This is a genomic window from Enterococcus lactis (genome assembly GCF_015751045.1).
Lineage (GTDB): Bacteria > Bacillota > Bacilli > Lactobacillales > Enterococcaceae > Enterococcus_B > Enterococcus_B lactis.
In genome coordinates, this window is record NZ_BNJW01000004.1 from 122,384 (window position 1) to 144,507 (window position 22,124).

The 22,124-nt window shown below is 37.6% G+C and carries 18 protein-coding genes and 1 pseudogene; 6 read left to right on the forward strand and 13 right to left on the reverse strand.

Features of this window, described 5'->3' with window-relative positions; genetic code table 11:
• Positions 1–80: 80 nt before the first annotated feature.
• Together KFO35_RS03515 and KFO35_RS03520 are read left to right on the forward strand one after the other, a co-directional pair.
• Positions 81–1,157 (forward strand): YycP family beta-propeller protein, encoded by a 1,077-nt coding sequence (locus KFO35_RS03515; RefSeq protein ID WP_002315490.1) that lies wholly within the window; start codon positions 81–83, stop codon positions 1,155–1,157.
• Positions 1,158–1,255: 98 nt separating this feature from the next.
• Complete coding sequence (locus tag KFO35_RS03520; RefSeq protein WP_002315489.1) at positions 1,256–1,732, forward strand: NUDIX domain-containing protein; 477 nt, start codon at positions 1,256–1,258, stop codon at positions 1,730–1,732.
• A 102-nt stretch (positions 1,733–1,834) separates the two neighbouring features.
• Here KFO35_RS03520 and KFO35_RS03525 read toward each other — a convergent pair.
• The 7 genes and pseudogenes from KFO35_RS03525 to KFO35_RS03555 form a co-directional block, all read right to left on the reverse strand.
• Positions 1,835–2,860 (reverse strand): annotated as a pseudogene (locus tag KFO35_RS03525) (FUSC family protein).
• 275 nt (positions 2,861–3,135) lie between these two features.
• The gene (locus tag KFO35_RS14115) at positions 3,136–3,384 is read right to left on the reverse strand and encodes an HIT family protein (RefSeq protein WP_207718866.1); all 249 of its coding nucleotides are present in this window, start codon (positions 3,382–3,384) and stop codon (positions 3,136–3,138) included.
• Between the two features lie 310 nt (positions 3,385–3,694).
• Positions 3,695–4,624 (reverse strand): ATP-binding cassette domain-containing protein, encoded by a 930-nt coding sequence (locus KFO35_RS03535; RefSeq protein WP_025477281.1) that lies wholly within the window; start codon positions 4,622–4,624, stop codon positions 3,695–3,697.
• Positions 4,614–5,702 carry an ABC transporter ATP-binding protein gene (locus KFO35_RS03540; protein WP_002292656.1) on the reverse strand — a complete coding sequence of 363 codons (1,089 nt, stop codon included), beginning with the start codon at positions 5,700–5,702 and terminating at the stop codon, positions 4,614–4,616. Before KFO35_RS03540 ends, KFO35_RS03535 begins: the two co-directional genes overlap by 11 nt.
• A gap of 10 nt (positions 5,703–5,712) precedes the next feature.
• Positions 5,713–6,624 (reverse strand): oligopeptide ABC transporter permease OppC, encoded by a 912-nt coding sequence (oppC, locus tag KFO35_RS03545; protein WP_047928056.1) that lies wholly within the window; start codon positions 6,622–6,624, stop codon positions 5,713–5,715.
• A 25-nt stretch (positions 6,625–6,649) separates the two neighbouring features.
• Positions 6,650–8,131, reverse strand: coding sequence for an ABC transporter permease (locus KFO35_RS03550; protein ID WP_002315484.1), 1,482 nt, complete (start codon positions 8,129–8,131; stop codon positions 6,650–6,652).
• Positions 8,132–8,212: 81 nt separating this feature from the next.
• Positions 8,213–10,198, reverse strand: a complete 1,986-nt coding sequence (locus KFO35_RS03555; RefSeq protein ID WP_002315483.1) for a peptide ABC transporter substrate-binding protein — start codon at positions 10,196–10,198, stop codon at positions 8,213–8,215.
• Between the two features lie 623 nt (positions 10,199–10,821).
• Here KFO35_RS03555 and KFO35_RS03560 point away from each other — a divergent pair.
• Complete coding sequence (locus tag KFO35_RS03560; protein WP_002315482.1) at positions 10,822–11,325, forward strand: VanZ family protein; 504 nt, start codon at positions 10,822–10,824, stop codon at positions 11,323–11,325.
• 918 nt (positions 11,326–12,243) lie between these two features.
• Here the strand turns inward: KFO35_RS03560 and KFO35_RS03565 are convergent.
• The gene (locus tag KFO35_RS03565; RefSeq protein WP_002319331.1) at positions 12,244–12,381 is read right to left on the reverse strand and encodes a hypothetical protein; all 138 of its coding nucleotides are present in this window, start codon (positions 12,379–12,381) and stop codon (positions 12,244–12,246) included.
• A gap of 94 nt (positions 12,382–12,475) precedes the next feature.
• A complete protein-coding gene (locus KFO35_RS03570; RefSeq protein ID WP_156271942.1) occupies positions 12,476–13,054 on the reverse strand; it encodes a TMEM175 family protein in 579 nt (192 codons plus the stop codon).
• Positions 13,055–13,222: 168 nt separating this feature from the next.
• On the opposite strand from KFO35_RS03570, the gene KFO35_RS03575 reads away from it, so the two are divergent.
• Positions 13,223–13,420, forward strand: coding sequence for a hypothetical protein (locus tag KFO35_RS03575; RefSeq protein WP_002315480.1), 198 nt, complete (start codon positions 13,223–13,225; stop codon positions 13,418–13,420).
• A 101-nt stretch (positions 13,421–13,521) separates the two neighbouring features.
• Here KFO35_RS03575 and KFO35_RS03580 read toward each other — a convergent pair whose 3' ends face one another.
• Positions 13,522–14,340 carry a ZIP family metal transporter gene (locus KFO35_RS03580; RefSeq protein ID WP_002315479.1) on the reverse strand — a complete coding sequence of 273 codons (819 nt, stop codon included), beginning with the start codon at positions 14,338–14,340 and terminating at the stop codon, positions 13,522–13,524.
• Positions 14,341–14,504: 164 nt separating this feature from the next.
• On the opposite strand from KFO35_RS03580, the gene spxB reads away from it, so the two are divergent.
• Positions 14,505–16,235, forward strand: a complete 1,731-nt coding sequence (gene spxB / locus KFO35_RS03585; protein WP_002315478.1) for a pyruvate oxidase — start codon at positions 14,505–14,507, stop codon at positions 16,233–16,235.
• 430 nt (positions 16,236–16,665) lie between these two features.
• Here the strand turns inward: spxB and KFO35_RS03590 are convergent, their stop codons facing one another.
• Positions 16,666–17,187, reverse strand: coding sequence for an HdeD family acid-resistance protein (locus KFO35_RS03590; RefSeq protein WP_024635765.1), 522 nt, complete (start codon positions 17,185–17,187; stop codon positions 16,666–16,668).
• Positions 17,188–17,436: 249 nt separating this feature from the next.
• Between KFO35_RS03590 and KFO35_RS03595 the strand changes: the two genes are divergently transcribed.
• A complete protein-coding gene (locus KFO35_RS03595; protein ID WP_002315476.1) occupies positions 17,437–19,059 on the forward strand; it encodes an ABC-F family ATP-binding cassette domain-containing protein in 1,623 nt (540 codons plus the stop codon).
• Positions 19,060–19,187: 128 nt separating this feature from the next.
• Here the strand turns inward: KFO35_RS03595 and KFO35_RS03600 are convergent, their stop codons facing one another.
• Positions 19,188–20,051 (reverse strand): DegV family protein, encoded by an 864-nt coding sequence (locus KFO35_RS03600; RefSeq protein WP_002316532.1) that lies wholly within the window; start codon positions 20,049–20,051, stop codon positions 19,188–19,190.
• Positions 20,052–20,714: 663 nt separating this feature from the next.
• The gene (locus KFO35_RS03605; RefSeq protein WP_002309895.1) at positions 20,715–22,007 is read right to left on the reverse strand and encodes an adenylosuccinate synthase; all 1,293 of its coding nucleotides are present in this window, start codon (positions 22,005–22,007) and stop codon (positions 20,715–20,717) included.
• Positions 22,008–22,124: the final 117 nt, after the last annotated feature.

The window sequence follows — 22,124 nt, forward strand, 5'->3', positions numbered from 1 at the left end:
TTAGAGAATGAAAAAATCGGTAATAGGTGGAATAATATGGGAATGTTTTTTTAGAATATGACCGTTAATAAGGAGATGTCATGAAATATAAATACCTATTTCTTAGCTTGGGGTTCCTTTTATTGTTAGGGATATCGGGATGTACTGATGCAAGAAAAGAACTGACAGGTGATTATGATTATTATCTCTATTTTTCGAATACAATGGACAAGTTTGTAACATCTGGCAGATTTGTTGGTATCGGAAAGAAGGATCAAGTGATTTTAAAAACAGAAGGACTGGAACTAGGCACTTTCGTACAACATGATCAAAAAGTCTTTTTATCTGATCGAACGCATGACTTTGTTTATACACCTCATTCAGGAAAAATCGAAAAGGAAAAGCGCCAAACAAAAGAGCATACAGGAATAGACAGCGTCATATTGGACGGGAAGCTGGTTACTTTGTTCAATCATGGCTATCCAGATACCGATGACATCCTTTATCAAAACAATCTTTATTTTAATAATGACTATACGATTATCAACGGGCATATTTTTTCGACTGGAAACGATGAGCAGTCTCTCTATATTTTACGTGACGAAGAAATAGGAAAATTATTTGTTGATAGACTCTATCTTTCTGAAGATACGCTTATCAGTGAGAACCTTGGTTCGTTCCCCAATATAGAAGGGAGTGAATATCTGATAGGTTATCGGCTAAATGTTCATGAAAACCACTTATACGGAGTGGCTTTTGATTTTGCTAATAATCGGCGAGCTGGATTATTTAGCTATTCGCTGAAAGATTCATCGTATACATTTAAAGAAACAGACCGAGAAATAATACTGGAAGATATAGGATTCAGTTTTTCAAAAGGAAGTTTTATTTATAAAGATCAGCTTGTTTACTTTTCAAGTAACGGCACGATCTACTTTATTGATCTTGAGACTGCAGAAACTACTAAAAAACTCCCGACAAACATGGATCTTAGTGGGGTATTTATTGTCTCCGTGATTGATGATGAACACGTAGCGATTGCTACCCATGATCATGATAATAATCTAATCATCTGGGAACTCGACCTAAGTAGCTTGTCTCTTACGGAAAAGCGACGTGTAGAACCTTCACTATGGAGAAAGCAAGAATATCTGTACGACTTTCAAGTAAAGCGATGATTATCTCAAAAAAGTTTGCCCAGCCGCCAACATAAACAAAAATTGATGATAAAATAAATATAAAAATTTTTTTGCGAAAAAGATTGGTGGGCGTTGGAATGGAAACAAATGATTTGCGTATGGTAGAAGAGAATTTTCAATTTGATATACGGGCATCTGGAATTTTATGGAATGAGGAAACAGATGCTATTCTTTTGAGCAGGGAAAACAATGAACAGGGCATCCAAGTATTGCCTGGCGGAGCGGTCAAACGTTTTGAGACAAGTCAACAAGCCGTTGTTCGCGAGATGCTAGAGGAAACTGGTTATGAAACAAAAATCGTCCGTTTGCTTGCCCTTATTGAAAGTACCTTTTCAATTGAAGAAAACACAGATAAAACCTATCAGCAAATCAATTTCGTCTATCTTTTGAAACGTGTAGCTCACTCGGATAGACATAAAATCGTTGCATCAGAAGAAAAAGTGCGTCCAGTTTGGAAACACAGACAAGAGGTAAAAAACGTGAAACCAAATATATTAAACGAAATCATTGCGGAATTTCCTACTTCTGTCCGCTTTGAAGTATCATTCGATTAATTGAGGTTGTGAAAAAGCCGCTCAGTTTTGAGTATTAAGAAAAAGGTTGTGAAAATGACTTTTTCACAACCTTTTTTAGCACATATACTTCTATTTGTCCTTCTATTCTAATTTCTTTCGAACGACATTTAAATAATGTTGCAGCCCGACATTCATTACCCACGCAACACCTAAACCGATGAAACTTCCTATGATGATTCCTAAAAAACGAAATTCGATCAAAGACATCAGATAGGCCTCTCGAATAAGTGTAGATAGCATCAACGCCATGGGATTAAGAAAAATATTAGCAACTGCGTAATTTCTAGCAACTAGAAATTGTGCGATTCCGTAAAGAAACGTAATCAGAAAAATCGTCTGCAGTTGCGTGAACGGCACAAATGACAAGACTGCTGACACACATAACCCACCCATCGATCCAATCAGATATTGGACTTGTCAATGCTTCGTCGCATCCAAATTTTCCGCCAGCAAAATCGATGCACATGACAAGGTCAACCAATAAGGATTATGCAGATTCAAGCCATGACTGACATAAACGGACAGAAACAAGGCGGCACTGTAGAAAACAGAATCAATGATCACCAAAGGCTCTTCATGAAACCTTTCTTTTAGAGTCGCTTTTTCAATTGTCTGCTCAGGTCGTGAATCCAGTAATTTTGTAATCACTGCCGCAATCAGGGCAAAAACGACACCCATAAAAAAATAAAGCGAGACGATCGGTAATTGAGCGATTGGCAGCTGCATACTCGTTCCCATGGCAGAAAGCATCGCAAAAAACAAGCCACCTGGTTTAGAGATATGGAATAATCGCAACACGAATCTGCTGGAAAAAGCAACCAAAGCTACAGCAAATGGTTCAAGCCATAAAACATAAGTTGACAAAATCCCTAGAACGAAAGCAAACAAAAGTCCACAACCGATCAAAAACATACGTTTCAGCAAAGATTTCATCGGTATGTTTTGATAATAGAAAAAAGTAAAGATCCCTAATGATGAAAAACTTGAAATCAAAAAGTCATGATTTATGTAACCTAACCATAATACGATAAAGATAAGTAGCATCAGGTTCATGATACGAAAAGGATTATCTTGTATTTTATTGAAACGAAAATAAGTCTTGAACAATCTATCCCTCCTTCCTAGTGATTTGAAAAGAAGCTGAATCAAAATGAAATACCAATCCCGTTTGTCAGCATTACCTAGTATAACAATTATTTCTTGATTTTTCATAAAATTAGTATCAAGAAGAAAAAGGCTTGGAAAAGTCAAAACAAAGAACGAACATTCGAGTCGTATTAACAAAAAAAGATAAGGTAGCAAGTTTTCTAAGCAACTCGCTACCTTATCTTTTTTTATTAAAAACCGAATGAATCGTATCTAAGAGCGTACATTCTTCTCTTTTATGCACTGGATTTTTCTCCTGTCCTTTGTCTCATATCAAGAAGCTGGTGCATAGTCTCTAAATCATTCATCGCGCCGGTAAATAAGGGCCAAGCATCCACCCCATCTTGTTTTTTTCTAGGAATAATATGGAAATGAAGGTGAGAGACATGTTCTTCTACTGTCTCATCTTCTGCTTTGATCAAATTGACGCCATCAAAACCGCAATTTTCGACACAATGAAGAGAAACCGCTCGAATGACGTTCATCAATTCGATAAATAGTTCTTGCTCGCAATCTATTAAATTGACCCGATGTTTTTTTGACTAGAGCGATCATATGACCATCGACATCTCCTGCGTTATCTAAAAATACAAGAATATTTTCACTCTCAACTATTTTTCTTCGGTGCAATCTTCCATTCACTATTTTACAAAATAAACAATCCTCCAATTCATCCACCCCTTTGTGGACTAAGAAGGGGTAAGACTCCTCTGTCTTCCCCTTGCTTTTACCAAAATATCGATTAACTATCATGTTTGATCACCTGACTTTCGGTGTCCAGTCAAACTGCAGATCTCACAATTTTCGATACGCTTCTAATTCCTTTTGATTCCCGTATACAAAATGTCCGGGGCGTACTTCCTCGAAAACCGGACCGTCTTTTGTATAATCATGTATGCTAGGATCATACACATGTAATTTTCTTTTCCTTGCTAAAATAGGATCTGGTATAGGCACAGCTGAAAGCAATGCCTTTGTATATGGATGAAGCGGATGGTTGAATAACTCTTCCGTTTCAGCTAGTTCTAAAATATGTCCTTGTCTGATCACAGCGATCCTATCTGAAATAAAACGTACGACTGATAGATCATGAGCGACAAAAAGATATGTCACTTCTCGTTTTTTTTGTGCATCTTTCAGTAAGTTCAACACTTGCGCACGGATCGAAACATCTAAAGCAGAGATTGGTTCGTCCGCTACGACTAATTCAGGTTCCATCACTAATGCACGAGCGATCCCGATCCGTTGTCTTTGACCGCCGGAAAATTCGTGAGGATAGCGGTACATATGCTCTGGAAGTAGTCCGACTTCTTTGATGATTTTTGCCACTTTTTCCAAACGCTCTTCTTCCGAGTGGAACAGGTTAAAATTATAGAGGCCTTCTGAGATAATATATTCTACTGTTGCCCGTTCGTTCAACGATGCGGATGGGTCTTGGAATATCATTTGGATCTTACGGACTTTTTCTGCTTGTTCTTTTTTCGACAAGGGTCCATTGATCTTTTTCCCTTCAAAGAGAATATCCCCTTTGCTTGTCGGATTTAACCCAATGATTGCTCTGCCAATCGTCGTTTTGCCTGAACCAGATTCTCCTACGAGAGAGAACGTTTCTCCTTTATAAATATCAAAGTTGGCGTCTTGGACAGCTACGAACTTGCTTTTTCCTTCTCCAAAAGTGATTTCTAAATCTTTTACAGTTAACAAAGTTTTTTTATCAGCTGACAACTTGCTTCCCCCCGTCTTGCTCTTCACTATCCAATTCTGCAGCCAAAGCAATCATTTTTTCATGAAGATTTTCGATTTGTTTTGGTTTAAGTACTTTCGGTGCACGAGGATCCAGCAGCCAAGTCTTCGCAAAATGGGTTTCGGATACTTGGAACATAGGCGGTTCACTAGTAAAATCGACCTTCATCGCATAGGCGCTGCGAGGCGCAAAAGCATCTCCTTGGATATCTTTATATAAAGAAGGTGGTGTTCCTGGTACAGAGTAAAGCACATCTCCTTTTTGTGCTAATTGTGGCAAAGAAGAAAGCAAGCTCCATGTGTAGGGATGTTTTGGATCATAAAAAATTTCTTCAACTGTTCCGCTTTCGATGATCTGTCCAGCATACATAACAGCTACTTTGTCTGCTATAGCCGCGACAACGCCCAAATCATGGGTGATAAAAATCGTTGTGAATTGATATTCTTCCTGAAGCTCTTTGATTAGTTCCAAGATTTGTGCCTGGATCGTTACATCCAAAGCGGTTGTCGGTTCATCACAAATCAAGATTTTAGGTCGGCAAGCCAATGCAATAGCAATGACGATCCGTTGTCTCATCCCACCAGAGTATTGGAAAGGATATTCATCATATCTTTTTGCCGCATTAGGGATTCCTGTTTTTTCCATCAATTCGACAGCTAAGCGTTTCGCTTCTTTCGCTGATTTCTTCTGGTGTTTTATGATGACTTCTGAGATTTGTGAGCCAATTGTTTTGATAGGATTCAGTGAAGTCATAGGATCTTGGAAGATCGTCGCGATTTCTTTTCCCCGAATATCTTCCCATTCTTCATCCTTTTTCAATTCGCTTAATATCTTGTCTTTATAGCGGATCGTTCCTGAAGTGATATTGCCGTTTTGTTCCAGCATCCCGGTGAATGTTTTTGTCAGAACTGATTTTCCTGATCCTGATTCACCAACGATGGCTAATGTTTCTTTTTCTTTTAGCTCTAATGAGACATTTCTGATCGCTTTTAATTCACGGTGACGAACATGGAAGCTGACCGAGATGTTTTCTACTGATAAAATTGTTTGATTCTCCATTGTTTGCCTCCTAAATATGTGTTCTTGGATCTGCCGCATCTGCAAGAGTTTGTCCTACGATGTATAAAGAAACAGAAACTAACGCCAGTACAGTCACAGGAATCCAGAAAAGATAAGGGTAATTGCTCATGTTATTCGTATATTTTGCGATCAATCGTCCGAGGGAAGGAACATCACTGCTTAACCCAACGCCTAAGAATGAAAGAAAGGTTTCATATGAAATAAACGAAGGTAGCGCTCTAGATACATCTGTCACGATGATAGAAATCAGATAAGGCAGGATATTACGAAAAATCATCCGCAAGGTCGGTGTTCCTAGTGTTTTTGAGGCTAAATTATACTCGCGGTCGCGGATGATCATGACTTGTACCCGAATAAAGTAAGCTACGCTCAGCCAGCTCGTCACACACATCGCAAAAATCAAATTCCAAAATCCGGAACCAAACGTATAAGAGAGAACGATAACGATCAGTAAAGTTGGCACATTCGAGATGATGTTGTAAATTTCCAACATGAAACGGTCAATTGCTTTCGATGTTCCCCAAATCGCCCCTACTACTACACCAATAACTGTAGTGATCAATGTAGCAATGACACTGATGGAAATCGATGTTTTCGCCCCTGCCCAAACTGCATCGAATAAGGACATGCCGTTAGCATCTGTACCAAACCAAAATTTTGCACTTGGTGGATTATAGCGTTTCGTAAAGTCATTGATATCTTTTACATCCATAAATTTGTATCCGCTGAATAATGGCTGGATAAAGCTCATCAATAAGACAGCCAGCATCAGTATCAGCATAAAAATCGCAACTTTGTTTGAAAAGAATTTACGCATGACCGAACGCCAATACGAATACTTCGGCGTATCAATCTTTTCTGAAGCTAACGAATTCGTTTCTACAAAAATGAATTCGTTCATTTGTTCTGTTTTCACATTTTCCAAGCTATTTTCCTCCTGACGATAGTTTGATTCGCGGATCGACTAATGCCATCGCAATATCCCCGGCTAAGATTGAAAATACGGATACTGTGGTAAAGACAAAAACGATTGCGATAACTAATGGATTGTTATGGGTAATGATCGCATCAGGTAGCATTTTCCCCATACCTGGCGCAGCAAACACTGTTTCTGTGATCGTCGCCCCAGCAATCGCTCCGATGATACTTCCTGGAATCCCATTGACGATTGGGATAGCTGCATTTTTGAAAATGTGTTTTCTAGCAATTTCTTTCGCATTCAAACCTTTTGCTTTCGCAAATTTAACATAATCGGAAGACTGTTGGTCGATCATGTAACGTCTCAGCCAAATAACGATTCCAGAAACAGACAATAGTCCTAGAATCACTGTCGGTAATATATAGGAGCGAATATCTTGTGCGCCCAATGCTGGGAAGGAATCTGGCAAAGAAAACCAGCTGCTTCCAATAAATCGGAAGAAATAGATAAAGGCTAGACTTGGCACGGAGATCAGCACCGTTACGATAGCGATCCCTGCTTTATCTGGTATCTTTCCTTTGTAACGAGCCATCAACATCGCAGCAGGTATACCGATCGCATAAGCAATAATAACAGCGACAGCTCCCATACGAAATGATGTACCGATCATCGATGGGTCTTGGTGATTCGTGTCTGTGATGACGTAATTATCAGAAAAATATTTTTTGTCTCGTGAAGAGATGTTTTTTGTTTTCTGATATTGACGGAGATAGATATTAGCAGAAGAGCGCGCTGTAAAATCATCATTAAATGTTGTCTCTGTACTTTCTGTTTTCCCTTGTCCTCCTGAGATGATGCTTGTTACCGCTTGTCCGGCAAATGTCGGATATGAAGTGCCTAGATTCAAATGAACGATATTTTGATGGATATAAGGAAATTGTCCATTGAAATAGATTTGGTATTTATATTGTGTTCCTGAACCGACAAGTGCCCAACCGACCAACTCATCGTTTTCGATACGCAGAGAATGTTTTAAGTTAGGATTGCTGGCATCTTTTACTTTCCATGGGTGATCGATTTGGATCATATTCGCATAGAAATTCACTACGCGTTTTACTAATGGAATATCTTTTGTCGCATAATATTCTTTGCTGATTGGAAATTGTTTGAGCGTCCAACCATTTTTCTTCGCCCAATCTTGGTATTTTTCTTCTAACTGCTCAGAAGAGGCTTTTTCTGATGAACTGCTTCCTACTTCTTTTTTCAGTTCTTTCGTCGTGTAGTATTCGATATAACCCATCTTGCTGAAGGCTGTATTTTCATAATCTGCCAGTTCATCTGGTTTTGCCTTTAATTTTCCGTAATTCACATCATTTTGAAATATCGTTTTTCTCGGAACAAGTGAATAGATCACCGCATAGGTTAAGGTAGTTACAAGAAAAATACTAAGTATAGAGCGCAGGACCCTAAATAAAAGGTATCTTTTCATAATTTTCCCTCTCTTTCATCATATAAGTAAAAAAGGCTACAATAGAAATTGAAAGCCTTTTTTACTATTCATTCAGCTAAATTACTTAGAACTTGTTGTTTCTGCTTCTTTCGCAGTTTCTTCTTTTTTCGTTTCCCAAGCTTTCTTCGCTTTGTCGTATTGATCTGTTGTGACGATATCGCTTTGTACTTCTACATATTTCAATTTGTTTGCAGCAATACCTGCCCAACCATATGGTCCGCTAAATGGTACTACATTTGTGACACGCGGCGTTCCACCATCTGCATAAATTGGTACTTGCAAAGCATTATCTAACAACCAAGCTTCTGCATCTGCATAAGCAGTGTAACGAGCATCTAAATCATCAGTGATAGCAGCGGCTTTATCCAATAATGCGTCGTATTCAGACAAGTTGATTGCTTTTTTCGCAGCAGTTGATGGATCCGTTCCTTGTACTACGGCAGAAGCTTCCAGTCCAAGTGTATGGATCATATCCCCTTTGCGTGAATCATAGATATTCAAGTAAGAAGATGGATCAGTGTAGTCTGGACCCCAACCAGAGGCATTTGTAATGTCAAAGTCGCCAGCTTGTCCGGTCGTGGCTTGATAAGTAGCAGCTAAATATTTATCTTCATTCAATAGTTGAACATCAACCACTACGTTATCTGATCCTAAAGAAGTTTCCACTGATTTTTTCAAAGATTTGACCATGTTGACACTAATCTCAGAAGTTTCCTCAACTGGCATATCTAAATGAATAGGGAATTGCACACCTTTTGCTTCTAGTTCTGTTTTTGCTTTTTCCATATATTCTTTGGCTTTGTCTGCGTTATAATACCCATCTTGTCCATCAGATAAATTTACATCGCCAAAAGCATCGGAATCCAGTGCTTTTAATTTACTTGCCACTGTATCACCGTAAGGTTTTCCGCCAATTTCTACAAAATCGGCAGGAACAAGTGTATTACGTAATGCTTTAGTGGCACCTTCTTCTCCTACACTTTGTGCGTTATAGCTTTTCTTATCAAATCCGAATAGAATAGCTAAACGGAAATTGCGGTCTAAAATAGCTTTCTGTGTATCTTCTTTTTCTTTATCTGTTGTTTTTGAAGTTGCATCAAATGTACCTCGGTTAAAGTTAAATGTTAAATTGTATGTGGATCCACCTGTTTGAGACCAAGTCACACCATCTGGATAAGCTTTTGTTACGTCTTTATATCCTGGTGAATTTGGATAAACACGAGCAAGAGATAATTCTCCATTTTCGTAAGATTTAAATAACCCATCGGGATCACTTCCATCATTGTAGGTCCATTTTACTGTGTCTAAATGGACATTTTTAGGATCCCAATAAGATTCATTCTTCGTATATTCGATAACTGATTTAGCTGTATTGTTTGCAAGGATGAAGGGTCCATTATAAAGGATGGAGTCTGGTGTTGGTTTACCGAAATCTTTCCCTTTTGATTTTAGGAACTCTTCATTGATTGGATATAAGATACCGTAAGTCGTTTTTGAGTTCCAGAATGGTTCAGGTTTATTCAATGTGTATTGCAACGTATAGTCATCTACTGCTTTTACCCCAACAGTAGAAAAATCATTCGTTTTACCATCTATATAATCAGATAAGCCTTTGATACTATCTGCCACGATATATAACGTTTCTGATTGTACATCTACCGCGTGTTTCAACCCAGTAACAAAGTCATTTGCTGTCACATCAGCCCCATACTCATTTCCTTCACTATCCACCCAAGGAACACCTTTGCGAAGATGATACGTATAAGTCAACCCGTCATCACTAACTTCCCATGACTTAGCCATATCGCCTTTCAGGTTCCCGTATTGGTCATTTTCCAAAAGACCTTCCACAAAGTTAGTATAGTGGTCACTATTCGTTTTACGGGATGAGAATGTGTAATCTAGCGTTTCAAGATCTGTTACATATACAGAACTATATTCTGATACAAGGTCACTTTTCTTTGAAGAGCTAGACCCTTTTGCATTACTCCCGCATGCTCCCAGCATAACGGCACTTACTAGAAGCAAAGCTAAAACTTTTTTCATATAATGGATATCCCCCTCTTATTTATACTGCTTTCACCCTTTTCAACCCCTATTAACCAGATAATTGCGCAACATGTTTAATTAATAAATCACCTGAAATAATTAAAAGATAATGAAAGTTATTGAAATAATACATTTGGCGTTAGGCAATGTCAAGGTGATTCAGCAAAATAATTCGAATTATCTGAAATTTATATATATAACTATATATGCAATCATCTAACTTTTTCTTTTTATCATCAAGAAAATAAAAAAATAAATATCATTAATGTAATAAGCGTAAAACGAATGAATTCGAAGAAAAAAGCGTTGAAAGACTTATCTTTCCATAATTTTTTCATGTATAGCATATCCCACTTTTATACGAAAAATAATATATATATGCATGTAGTTTATATAATTATTAAAAATAATCTTTGAGAGGAAAAAGTGAGCGAATAAAAATTACTTAAGTTATATATTTGGACGTTTTCTCATTTTAAACTCATTTAAAAGAAACCGGATTCCCAACAAAAAAAGCTTCTAATTTTCGTACGATAACCACGTTGGTCCTTAAACTTCATACTTTTTTATGATTTTTCAGCGGTTTTCGATGGTATACTTTTTAAATGGAGGAGATGTCTATGCGGTATATATCAAAATTTTTATTAGGGATTTATTTATTCTTTCTATTATGGTTGATTTTATTCAAGCTATCATTTAATCTTCCACAATTTCTCACTTATTCTTACAGCAATGTCAATCTCGTCCCTTTTTCTACTTTTTCTTTTGAAAATACGACGGTTTTGCGCGAGACCACTTATAACTTCATTGTCTTTTTCCCTTTTGGGGTGCTTTTGAATGTCAATTTCAAAGGGCTTTCCTTTTCTAAAAAATTAGGGATTATTTTCCTTGTAAGCTTCTTCGCAGAGTTTATTCAATTCCTATTCGGTATTGGCGTAGCGGATATCACTGATGTAATTACTAATACAACAGGAGGTCTGATTGGATTATGGTTCTATCAGCTTTTAAACAAACACATATCGACAAATAAGTTGGATCGCCTAGCCGTTATTTTGGGGTACGTTTTATTGTTATTTCTAATCGTAGCTTTTTTATTTTTGACACGTACTATCCGTCTTCGATAAAATCGTTCATAAAAAAGGACCGTCACAGATACATTCCAGTGTGTACCTATGACAGTCCTTTTTTATTCAATTATTGATTTTCAAAAAAATCGATTTTCACCTCTGCTATTTGGAGTATACATCTTACACATTGAAGCAGTCAGGATATGTTTCCCTTTGTTGTTTATCAAAAAATAGTAAAGTAACGGTTATGTCTATTTTCAGATTAATTACATTAATGAAATGTCCTTTTCCTTGAAAAACAAATATTATCATAACTCCTTCATAATTTAAGTACGCATTTTAATCAAAAATGATTATTTTTTTAGCTTAAATGCTTTATATCTTAACATTTTCCTATTCGACACTTAAATCGATTGAGAAATTTTCGTTCTTCTTTATACCCCATATAGGTATATCTATTTATTGTAAAAAGCTTGTTCTATAAATAATTTTTCTTCTTTTCTATCATTTTTCTCTCTTATGAAGGTATCTTTTTCCTTGATTTCTGCCAGTAGATTTTACCTGATCCTACTTTTTGAAGGCATTTCAAAGGAAAAAGTAGCAGTTTTTAGAAGTAGCAGAGAAATCAAAACAAGTGTATCGTTATTTTTTAACTATTAAATAACATGTAAAATATAGTTGGTTCGTTATTTTTCACTCTTCTGAATTTACTTTTTTAACCCCATCTGAACTCTTGTTAATATTTATTCATTTCTATTGTATATCCCCTGACAAAAGAAATCTATATGCCTCCTTTAACTAATCTATTGTTTTTTTAGCTATCATAAAGTTATCCACTGTGGAAAAACTAACGATTTTTTTCGATACACTTTTTTAAAAATTTTTTCCACAAATAAAAACATGTTTACAGCAGTATGATTCTGCTGTAAACATGTTTTTATTAAATAGATAGAATATTAGCTTACATAAAGATGTTTATTTTTTTATTGCTGCGAATAATGTCAAAAATACCGTGACACCAACTACTGTCCAAGTCAAATGACCTTGATCCAAATAAATAAGCATCGTGACAAAACTAGTAATCAGTCCTACATGAAGTCTTTTTTGATCCATCTGCATCCCTCTTTGAATACTAGTATCACTCGGATATTTGATCGTTTGTTTATTTTTTCTATATTTTTCTCTTAAATTTTAAACACGGATCATTTTACCGATATTGTGATTCGATGGTACGGCTTGGGATGATCCAAGCAGCAAGAATCACGATGTTTGCGATCAGCACGGCTACTGGCGCTACTAAATAGCCTAAGACAATTCCTAAAACATTCAAGCCAATCGATAAGTATGATTTCTTGTAATCATTCAGCATCGTCTTCAATGCTTTCTCGTGACCCTTATTTGCTTTGACAAGTTCTTTTGCCAAGATATAATACGCAATGTTAGCGATCAAGGTAACAAAACCATAAGTCATTTCTGGAGCCAGACTATTGATGTACTCACTGATCCATGAAGTGGCAAATGGAAAAAGTGAAATCGCAAAAATAAAGAAACTGTTCGCCCATAAGACCCGTCCATTTATCTTATGTACAACTTGAAATAAATGATGATGATTGTTCCAATAAATCGCTAAGATGATGAAACTGACAATATAGATAAAAAATCGGTAGCCTAATGCTGCGAGCGCCTCCCACGTATCTCCGTTAGGTTCATGAAGTTCTAAAACTAAAATAGTCATGATAATGGCGATTACAGCATCTGTAAATGCTTCAAGACGATTTTTAGGCATGATATTCTCCTCCTTTTCCGCTCTATTTTAGATGATAAACAAGGGAAAAAGCAATTGTTTGATCATTTAAGCAGATGAAGTAAAAATCAGTCTGCAGTTGGAGGTGTTTTTAGAGAATCCCTGTTATACTTTTTCTATAGTAAAGAATGAACAAGAGGAGGGTTTTGTATGCGTCAAAAAAATATGTTCTTAAATATCTTCATGGTTCTTTTAGTGTTGATTGCCGCTAGCTTTGTCATCAGTCTTTTTGTTAGTGTCGTAAGTGGCCTTTTATGGTTTGCGGTCAAAGTTTTGATTCCGATCGCACTTATCATCTGGCTCGTTCGTTGGAACAAAGGCAATACACATAGAAAAAACTATTATTAATGAATCACATGATCACTCCGTTATGATATAACTTACTTAAAAATAGGGTCGCGACATAAGTTCGCGGCCCTATTTGATATATCATATATGAATTTTCCGAATTATCCTAATGCCACATCCAAGATCATCATAATGATAAATCCGCTCATGACACCAAAAACTGCAAAATGACGTTTGCTGGACAATGTCTGCTGTGCTTCGGGAATCAATTCTTCCACCACGACATAAATCATCGCTCCTGCAGCAAAAGCAAGTGCATAAGGAAGCAGCAGCTTCACTTTCGTTACTAGTAGTGCGCCAATCACCCCAGCGATTGGTTCAACGATTCCAGAAGCTTGACCGTAAACAAAGGCCTTTTTACGGCTCAGACCTTCTTGTCGCAATGGGATTGATACAGCTGCTCCTTCTGGGAAGTTTTGGATACCAATACCTAGCGCCACCGAAACAGCGGCTAATATAGCGGCTGTCGGATTATCCGCAGTTGCTGCTGCACCGAATGCTACCCCTACGGCTAAACCTTCAGGAACATTATGCAATGTAATAGAAAAAACAAGCAAGATTGTCCGCTTTAAATGGGTAGGCAATCCTTCTGCTTCATGTTGCGGTCCAAAATGCATATGGGGCAATGTTTTATCTGCCATATATAAAAACACCCCACCTAAACCAAATCCAATACTTACAACTAGCCAAGCAATGTCTCCATTTTCTTCTGCTTTTGTAATCGCTGGATCGAGCAAGGACCAAAAACTTGCAGCAATCATGACACCAGAAGCAAATCCTAACATCAAATTTAGCACTTCTTTTTTGATTTCTTTAAAGAAAAAAACCAATCCGGCACCAAGAGCTGTCATAAAATAAGTGAAAGCTGTCCCAGCAAGTGCTTGCTGCCAAGGATCAAGCCTCAATAGCCATTCAACCATGCCATTCCCCTCTCTTGAATCTATTTATGTACTACTCTAGCATATTCCCAAAAACATGACTACATTTTTGTGAAAAGACGAATTAGTTGGGATTTTCGATAAAAAGTTCTATACTCTAGATACAAAAAATTTATGGATCATCATTGCTAAAGGAGTGAAACACCATGTCAAAAATCAATGCAGGAGTCGCAATGGTAAAAGTTCTTGAAAGCTGGGGCATCGACCATATTTATGGCATTCCCGGAGGATCTTTCAATTCGATTATGGATGCGCTATATCACGAAAAAAACGAAATCAAATATATTCAAGTCCGTCATGAAGAAGTCGGTGCACTAGCAGCAGCCGCAGATGCAAAATTAACCGGGAAAGTCGGCGCTGTCTTCGGCTCTGCAGGACCTGGTGCGACACATTTGATCAATGGTTTGTATGATGCACAGATGGACCATGTGCCTCTAGTAGCGTTCTTAGGACAAGTCGCTTCTACATCCATGAACTATAACTCTTTCCAAGAATTAAACGAAAATCCTATTTTCGCAGATGTCAGCGTATACAATCGTACAGTCATGACGCCCCAAAGTCTTCCACATGTCGTAGATGAAGCCATTAAAGCCGCCTATGAGCATAAAGGTGTGGCTATCGTGACGATTCCTGTTGATCTTGGCTTTGAAGAAATTGATGAACAAGCTTTCTCTACTGCTCACACTCATAAAACAAGTGTGATATTACCAGAAGAAAAAGATCTGCTGGCTGCTTTGCCTTATCTTGAAAAAGCAAAAAAACCAGTTCTTTATGTTGGTCAAGGAACGCGAAACGGATTTCCGCAAATCAAAGAATTCTCAGAACATTTTTCAGTTCCTATTGTCGCTTCCGTTCTAGCAAAAGGAATTATTCCTGATGATTATGAAAACTTTCTTGGTTTTGCTGGACGTGTCGCTACTAAACCCGGAAATGAAGCATTGGCAGAAGCCGATCTGATCTTATTTGTCGGTAGCGACTTCCCGTTTGGACGTGCATTTTTTAATCCAACTGCTGAATTTATCCAAATCGATATTGATGCGTCAAAATTCGGACGGCGCCATGAAACATCTCTGTCGATTCTCGGTGATGCAAACACGGCTTTGCAAAGACTGGTCGAATTAGGTGATGCTCGTCCTGCTGATAGCTGGTACCTAGCAAATCAGGAAAATAAAGAAAAATGGGTAAATTGGTTGAAATCTTTTGAAAATCGTGAGGAAGAACCGATTCGACCAGAGGCTGTCTATAAAGAAATCAATCGGATTGCTGAAGACGATGCGATTTTCGTCACAGATGTCGGTAACACGACTATCCATTCTATTCGCTTATTAAATATGAACGGTAAACAAAAACATACAACCTCTGGATGGTTCGCAACTATGGGTAATGGTGTGCCTGGAGGAATTGCCGCACAACTAAGCTACCCAGAAAAACAAGTATTTACCTTAAGTGGTGATGGCGGATTTGCTATGGTCATGCAAGATATCATTACACAAGTCAAATATCAGCTTCCAATTATCAATGTTGTTTTTTCTAATGATTCTTTTGGTTTCATCGAAGCAGAACAAGAAGATACGGAACAAAAGAAATTCGGTGTATTTTTAGAAGATGCAGATTTCGGTAAAGTTGGAGAAGCACTCGGTGCAAAAAGCTTTACAGTCACAGAATACTCGCAACTTCGGTTTGCCTTTGATGCAGCCGCAAAATCAGATCGTCCTGTAGTGATCGATGTGAAAATCAATAACAAGCGCCCATTGCCAGTAGAAGATCTTCATTTAGATTCAAGAAAATATTCTGAAGAAGAAATCCAAGCATTCAAAGAAAAATATGAAGTCCATGATTTGCCAGTATTGAATGAATTATATGAAAAGAGGTTGTGACAACTGCGGTATGCTTCGAGTAATAAGAACGATGGACAGAAAATAGTTCCTCATATTTTCTAGGACGGCGATTTTATTACCGAGAAGCAGCAGGTGGAGCACCGTGTATCAGAGGTTGTGAAAAAGCTGCCCTGCATCAAGTAATAAGAACAGCCAAACAAAAATAGCTCGTCATATTTTTTCGTTTGGTGGGACTTATTACCGCAGATGCAAGCTTTTGAACACCGTGTATCAAGAGGTTGTGACAACTGCGGTATGTTTCAAGTATTAAGATAAAATTTGTGCCTATTACTTTTCACATTTTTGCATAAATTTGTCTCGACACCTAAAGATGACCTCGTGCATATTTGTCCATGATAAAAAAGCCAGCTACCAATTGCAACAGTCAAACTGTTACCGGAAGCTGGCTTTTTTATTTGTTTGATTTCACTTATCTAAACGCATAGACGATATGTGTGATGCCGAATAACATAAAATAGAACCCCACTAAAAAGCTTAATGTCAACGCAGAAGAAATTGGATTAAACAATAAGAAAATTCCTAATAAAATTCCTAAAATATTGACGATGATCGTAAACCAATAATATCCTTCACTTATTCCTCTTGCCAAGTCAGCAGTAAATAACGCTAAAACGGAATCAGCAATAAACCATACTGCAAAAACAAAAGGCAATGCTGCGACTCCTGCACCAATATTGAATAAGAAAAAGACGCCAACTAGAATATCGATGATCCCGATTATTAAGGGCATCTTTCCTTTATATCCTGTTAGCTCTTTTAATCTATTACGTACAAACAGTTCAAATATTCCTTTAATAAAGGCAAAAATCGCAAAGACTACTACAATTGCAACTAAATTTCCGACAGGGTCTTGAAATGATAACAATGAGACAAGTACAAATAAAATTCCCAAAATCAATGAGCCCCAGTCGATGGTTCTTTTTTCATCCATTTTCAATCCTTCTTTCATTTCTTTTACAGTTTTATAATACTCCCTCTTATAAATAACGTCAAAAATTATGCTGTTGCAAACTAAAAAATCCTATAGCAGCTATTTCTACTCCTCTTTTATGTTTATTTTCTTCATTCTGTTTCACGTGAAACACAAAGAATGTTCGATTGCCTTGAATCTTTTACCTTTCCCCTATATAATTCTATAAGACTTGTCAAAAACTAATAATGATAAAAGTGAGGAAAAAAATTGATTACTGTAAATGATGTGAGTTTGCACTTTTCAGACCGCAAACTATTTGATGATGTGAATATTAAATTTACCCCCGGAAACTGCTATGGCTTGATTGGTGCAAATGGTGCAGGTAAATCAACGTTCCTTAAAGTGTTATCAGGGGATCTGCAGCCTTCCACAGGTTCCGTTACTATGGGACCAGATGAACGGATGGCCGTATTGAAACAGAACCATTACGACTATGAAGACTATACTGTACTTGAAACAGTCATCATGGGACACAAGCGTCTGTATGAAGTGATGAAAGAAAAAGATGCGATTTACATGAAAGAAGATTTCACTGACGAAGATGGTATTCGAGCAGCTGAATTAGAAGGAGAATTTGCTGAGCTTAATGGATGGGAAGCAGAACCAGAAGCAGCTGTTTTACTGCAAGGTCTGAACATCCCTGAAGAATTGCACCATCAGCAAATGAGTGAATTGACTGGCGGACAAAAGGTAAAAGTGTTGTTAGCACAAACACTATTTGGTAAACCTGATGTTCTTTTACTAGACGAACCAACAAACGGTCTGGATATCCAATCGATCAATTGGTTGGAAGAATTTTTAATCAATTTTGAAAATACTGTGATCGTTGTCTCCCATGACCGTCACTTTTTGAACAAAGTATGTACACATATGGCGGATCTGGATTTTGGTAAAATCAAACTTTATGTAGGAAATTATGATTTTTGGTTGGAATCTAGTCAATTGGCGGCTAAGCTCCAAGCGAATGCAAATGCAAAAAAAGAAGAACAAATCAAAGAGCTTCAAGAATTCATTGCTCGCTTTAGTGCGAATGCATCAAAATCAAAACAAGCAACTTCACGTAAAAAAATGCTTGAAAAAATTACTTTGGACGATATCCAGCCTTCTTCTAGACGTTACCCATTCGTTGGATTCAAACCTGAACGTGAGATCGGAAACGACTTATTGCAGGTAGAAAATGTAAGTGTAACGATTGATGGAAAGAAAATCTTAGATGATATATCTTTTAATTTAAACAAAGAAGACAAGGTTGCTTTTGTCGCAGAAAATGATATAACAACAACAACGCTATTCAAAGTTATAATGGGTGAAATTACACCAGATACTGGAACAGTACGTTGGGGAGTAACAACAAGTCATTCTTATTTACCAAAGGATACAACGAAAGAATTCGACACGAATCTAACGATTTTAGACTGGTTGCGCCAATATGCAAGTAAAGAAGAAGATGACAACACCTTCTTAAGAAGTTTCTTAGGAAGAATGCTGTTTTCTGGTGAAGAAGTATTGAAACCAGTGAATGTTTTATCTGGTGGAGAGAAAGTCCGTTGTATGCTCTCAAAAATGATGCTTTCGAAAGCTAACGTACTTGTATTAGACGATCCAACGAACCACTTAGACTTAGAATCAATCACCGCATTGAATGATGGCTTGATGGCATTTACTGGCTCGATCCTGTTTGCCTCTCATGACCATCAATTTATCCAAACATTGGCAAACCGGATCATTGCTGTTTCAGATAAAGGTGTGATTGATCGGGCTGATACGACATATGATGAGTTCTTGGAAAACACAGATATTCAAAAACAATTGAATGAGTTATGGGCGTAACGGTCTATTTAGCTTAAAAAACAAAAAAACAGCGACCTCTAAGAGATAGGATGCTCATCTATCTTTTAAGAGTCGCTATTTTTGTTACATTCAAATCCTGGGCTTTTTTACAGAATGAGTTACTGCTTTTATCGACTGATTCCCATCGAAAAAATCGCGATACAGCCATAGCCTGTGTGACTGGCGATCGTTGGTCCTAAGGGATAAAGCTTCACATCTTTCATCTTTATCTGCTCTTCCAAAAGCCGTTTTGCCTTCTCCGCGCTCTCTAGATCCCCAGCGTAAGCCACATAAACGATTTGATCAAGTGGCGCAACGATTGTTTTTACCGTCTCATTGACGATTGTTTGGATCGACTTGTTCCTTCCGCGAACTTTGTCAACATTCGTCAGCCTTCCTTCTTTATCTACCGTAATAATAGGCTTTACACTCAATAGACTGCCCAGAGTAGCACTTGCTTTGGAAATCCTACCGCCTCGTTCTAGATACTTCAAATCGTCTACAGTTACCCATGAATGGACTTTCAAATAATTTTTTTCCAGCCACTCTAAGGTTTCTTCGATACTTTTCCCTTCTTTTTTCAATCTTGCAGCTTCCAATACTAAAAGCCCTTCCCCGATACTTGCAGCTTTTGTATCAAAAACATAGATCTCAGGGTCTTCATATTCTTCCTTCAGTAATTCAACAGCTTGAAGCGCACTGCTGTAAGAGCCGCTTAATCCACTGGAAAAAGCCACATATAAGACAGGAATCTGTTTTTCTGCATAAGAACGGAAAAATTCTAAATATCGGCCAACATTGATTTGTGATGTCGTAGGCATCGCACCATTTTTCAGCTGATTCATGTAGCGGTCATAATTGAATGTCTTTCCGAGATCATCTACTAACTCTTGATCATTCAATTGGAGATTCATTGATAAAAAATCAATTTTTTCTTCTGCTAATACGTGGTATGGCAGATCACAACAAGAATCTGTTACAATTTGATACACATTTTTCAACCCCTTCTCGTTACATTTTACCCTTATCGTCTATTATAGCAAATCTCTTGCGCTAGACACACTTTAACCGGTTTATTTTCGCAAGTTCTAATCAAAATAAGAGGTTGTGACAGAAGTGGTCAGCTTCAAGAAATAAGAAGGAATTTACGAAAACTGCTTCTCAAATTTTTGTGAAATTTCGGCTTATTTCCGTAGAAGCTACTTCTGGAACACCGTTTAGGAGGTTGTGAAAAAGCTGCTCTGCATCAAGCAGTAAGAACAATCAGATAAAAATAGCACTCCATATTTTTCATCTGATTGGGTTTAGTGCCGTAGATGCAAGCTTTTGAACACCGTTTAAGGAAGAGGTCGTGAACCTGCCGTTTCACTCCGAGTCACAAGGAGCAATTTCAAAAAATGGCTTCTCATGTTTGTTGAATATTGTGACTTGTGACCGAGGAGTTGGCAGGAGAACACCGTTTATTCGAAAAAAGGGAACTGCGACAAGACTTTTGTCACAGTCCCTTATTCTGAATAAACAGTGTTCAAGAGACAGCCTATCGGCAATAAGGCTAAACGTCTCTTTCACTACCTCTTCAAGTGATTATTATCGTATAGATAAACACTTCGACTCGCTCTGGTAAGAACGTCCTGATTCAGTCGTCGTTTTTATCCTTAGATTTGCGCCCAGACGCTTTCTAAGATGTTTGTTTGTGTTCTATCAGGTCCGACAGAAAATGTTGAGATACGTACACCAACAAGCTCTGAGATACGACGTACATAGTTACGTGCGTTTTCTGGCAGTTCTGCAAGTGTTTTGCATCCTGTAATATCTTCTGACCAGCCTGGCAATTCTTCATAGATTGGTTTGCAACGGTTCAACTCTTTCAAGCTTGCTGGATAGTGGTAGATTAGTTCGCCATCTAATTCATAAGCCGTGCAAATTTTTACGGTTTCCAATCCACTTAATACATCGATTGAGTTTAAAGATAGGTTGGTAATACCTGAAACCCGTTTAGAATGGCGCATAACTACAGAATCAAACCAACCGACACGACGAGGACGTCCAGTTGTCGTACCGTATTCTCGTCCTACTTTGCGGATTTGTTCACCTGTTTCATCAAATAGTTCAGTTGGAAATGGTCCATCACCGACACGTGACGTATAGGCTTTGCAGACGCCGACGACTTTATTGATTTTTGAAGGACCTACACCGCTTCCGATTGTAACACCACCGGCTACTGGATTAGAAGAAGTAACAAAAGGATAGGTTCCTTGATCGATATCCAACATGACTCCTTGTGCCCCTTCAAACAACACGCGTTTACCTGCATCTAAGGCGTCATTCAAGATAACCGAAGTATCCGTGACGTATTGTTTGATTTGTTGTCCATATTCATAATATTCTTCAAAAATATCGTCAAAATCAAGTGGTTCTGAATCAAACATTTTTACAAATTGACGGTTTTTATCATCTAGATTCAAACGAAGACGTTCTTCAAAAATTTCTTTATCCAATAAGTCTGCGATGCGGATACCTACACGAGCGGCTTTATCCATATAAGCTGGTCCGATTCCTTTGATCGTTGTACCGATTTTGTTTTCACCTTTCGCATCTTCTTGTAATTGGTCCAATTTGATATGATAAGGCAAGATTACGTGTGCGCGGTCAGAAATACGCAGATTACTTGTTTCTACACCTTTTTCATGTAAATAAGCTAATTCTTTGACCAATGATTTAGGATTGACTACGACGCCGTTTCCAATCACACTGATCTTGTCTTTATAAAAAATCCCAGAAGGAATCAAATGCAGTTTATAAGTCACACCATTGAATTTGATTGTATGCCCTGCATTGTCGCCACCTTGGTACCGTGCAATCACTTCAGCATTTTCACTGAGAAAGTCTGTGATTTTTCCTTTCCCTTCATCGCCCCATTGCGTACCTACTACTACTACAGATGACATGTGAACACCTCGTTCTATATTATTTAATCCTGAACCATTGTATCAATAATAGATACATAATTCAAATAAAATCGAATGATTTTTATTTTTATTTTATAAAAACGCTTAAAAAACGAA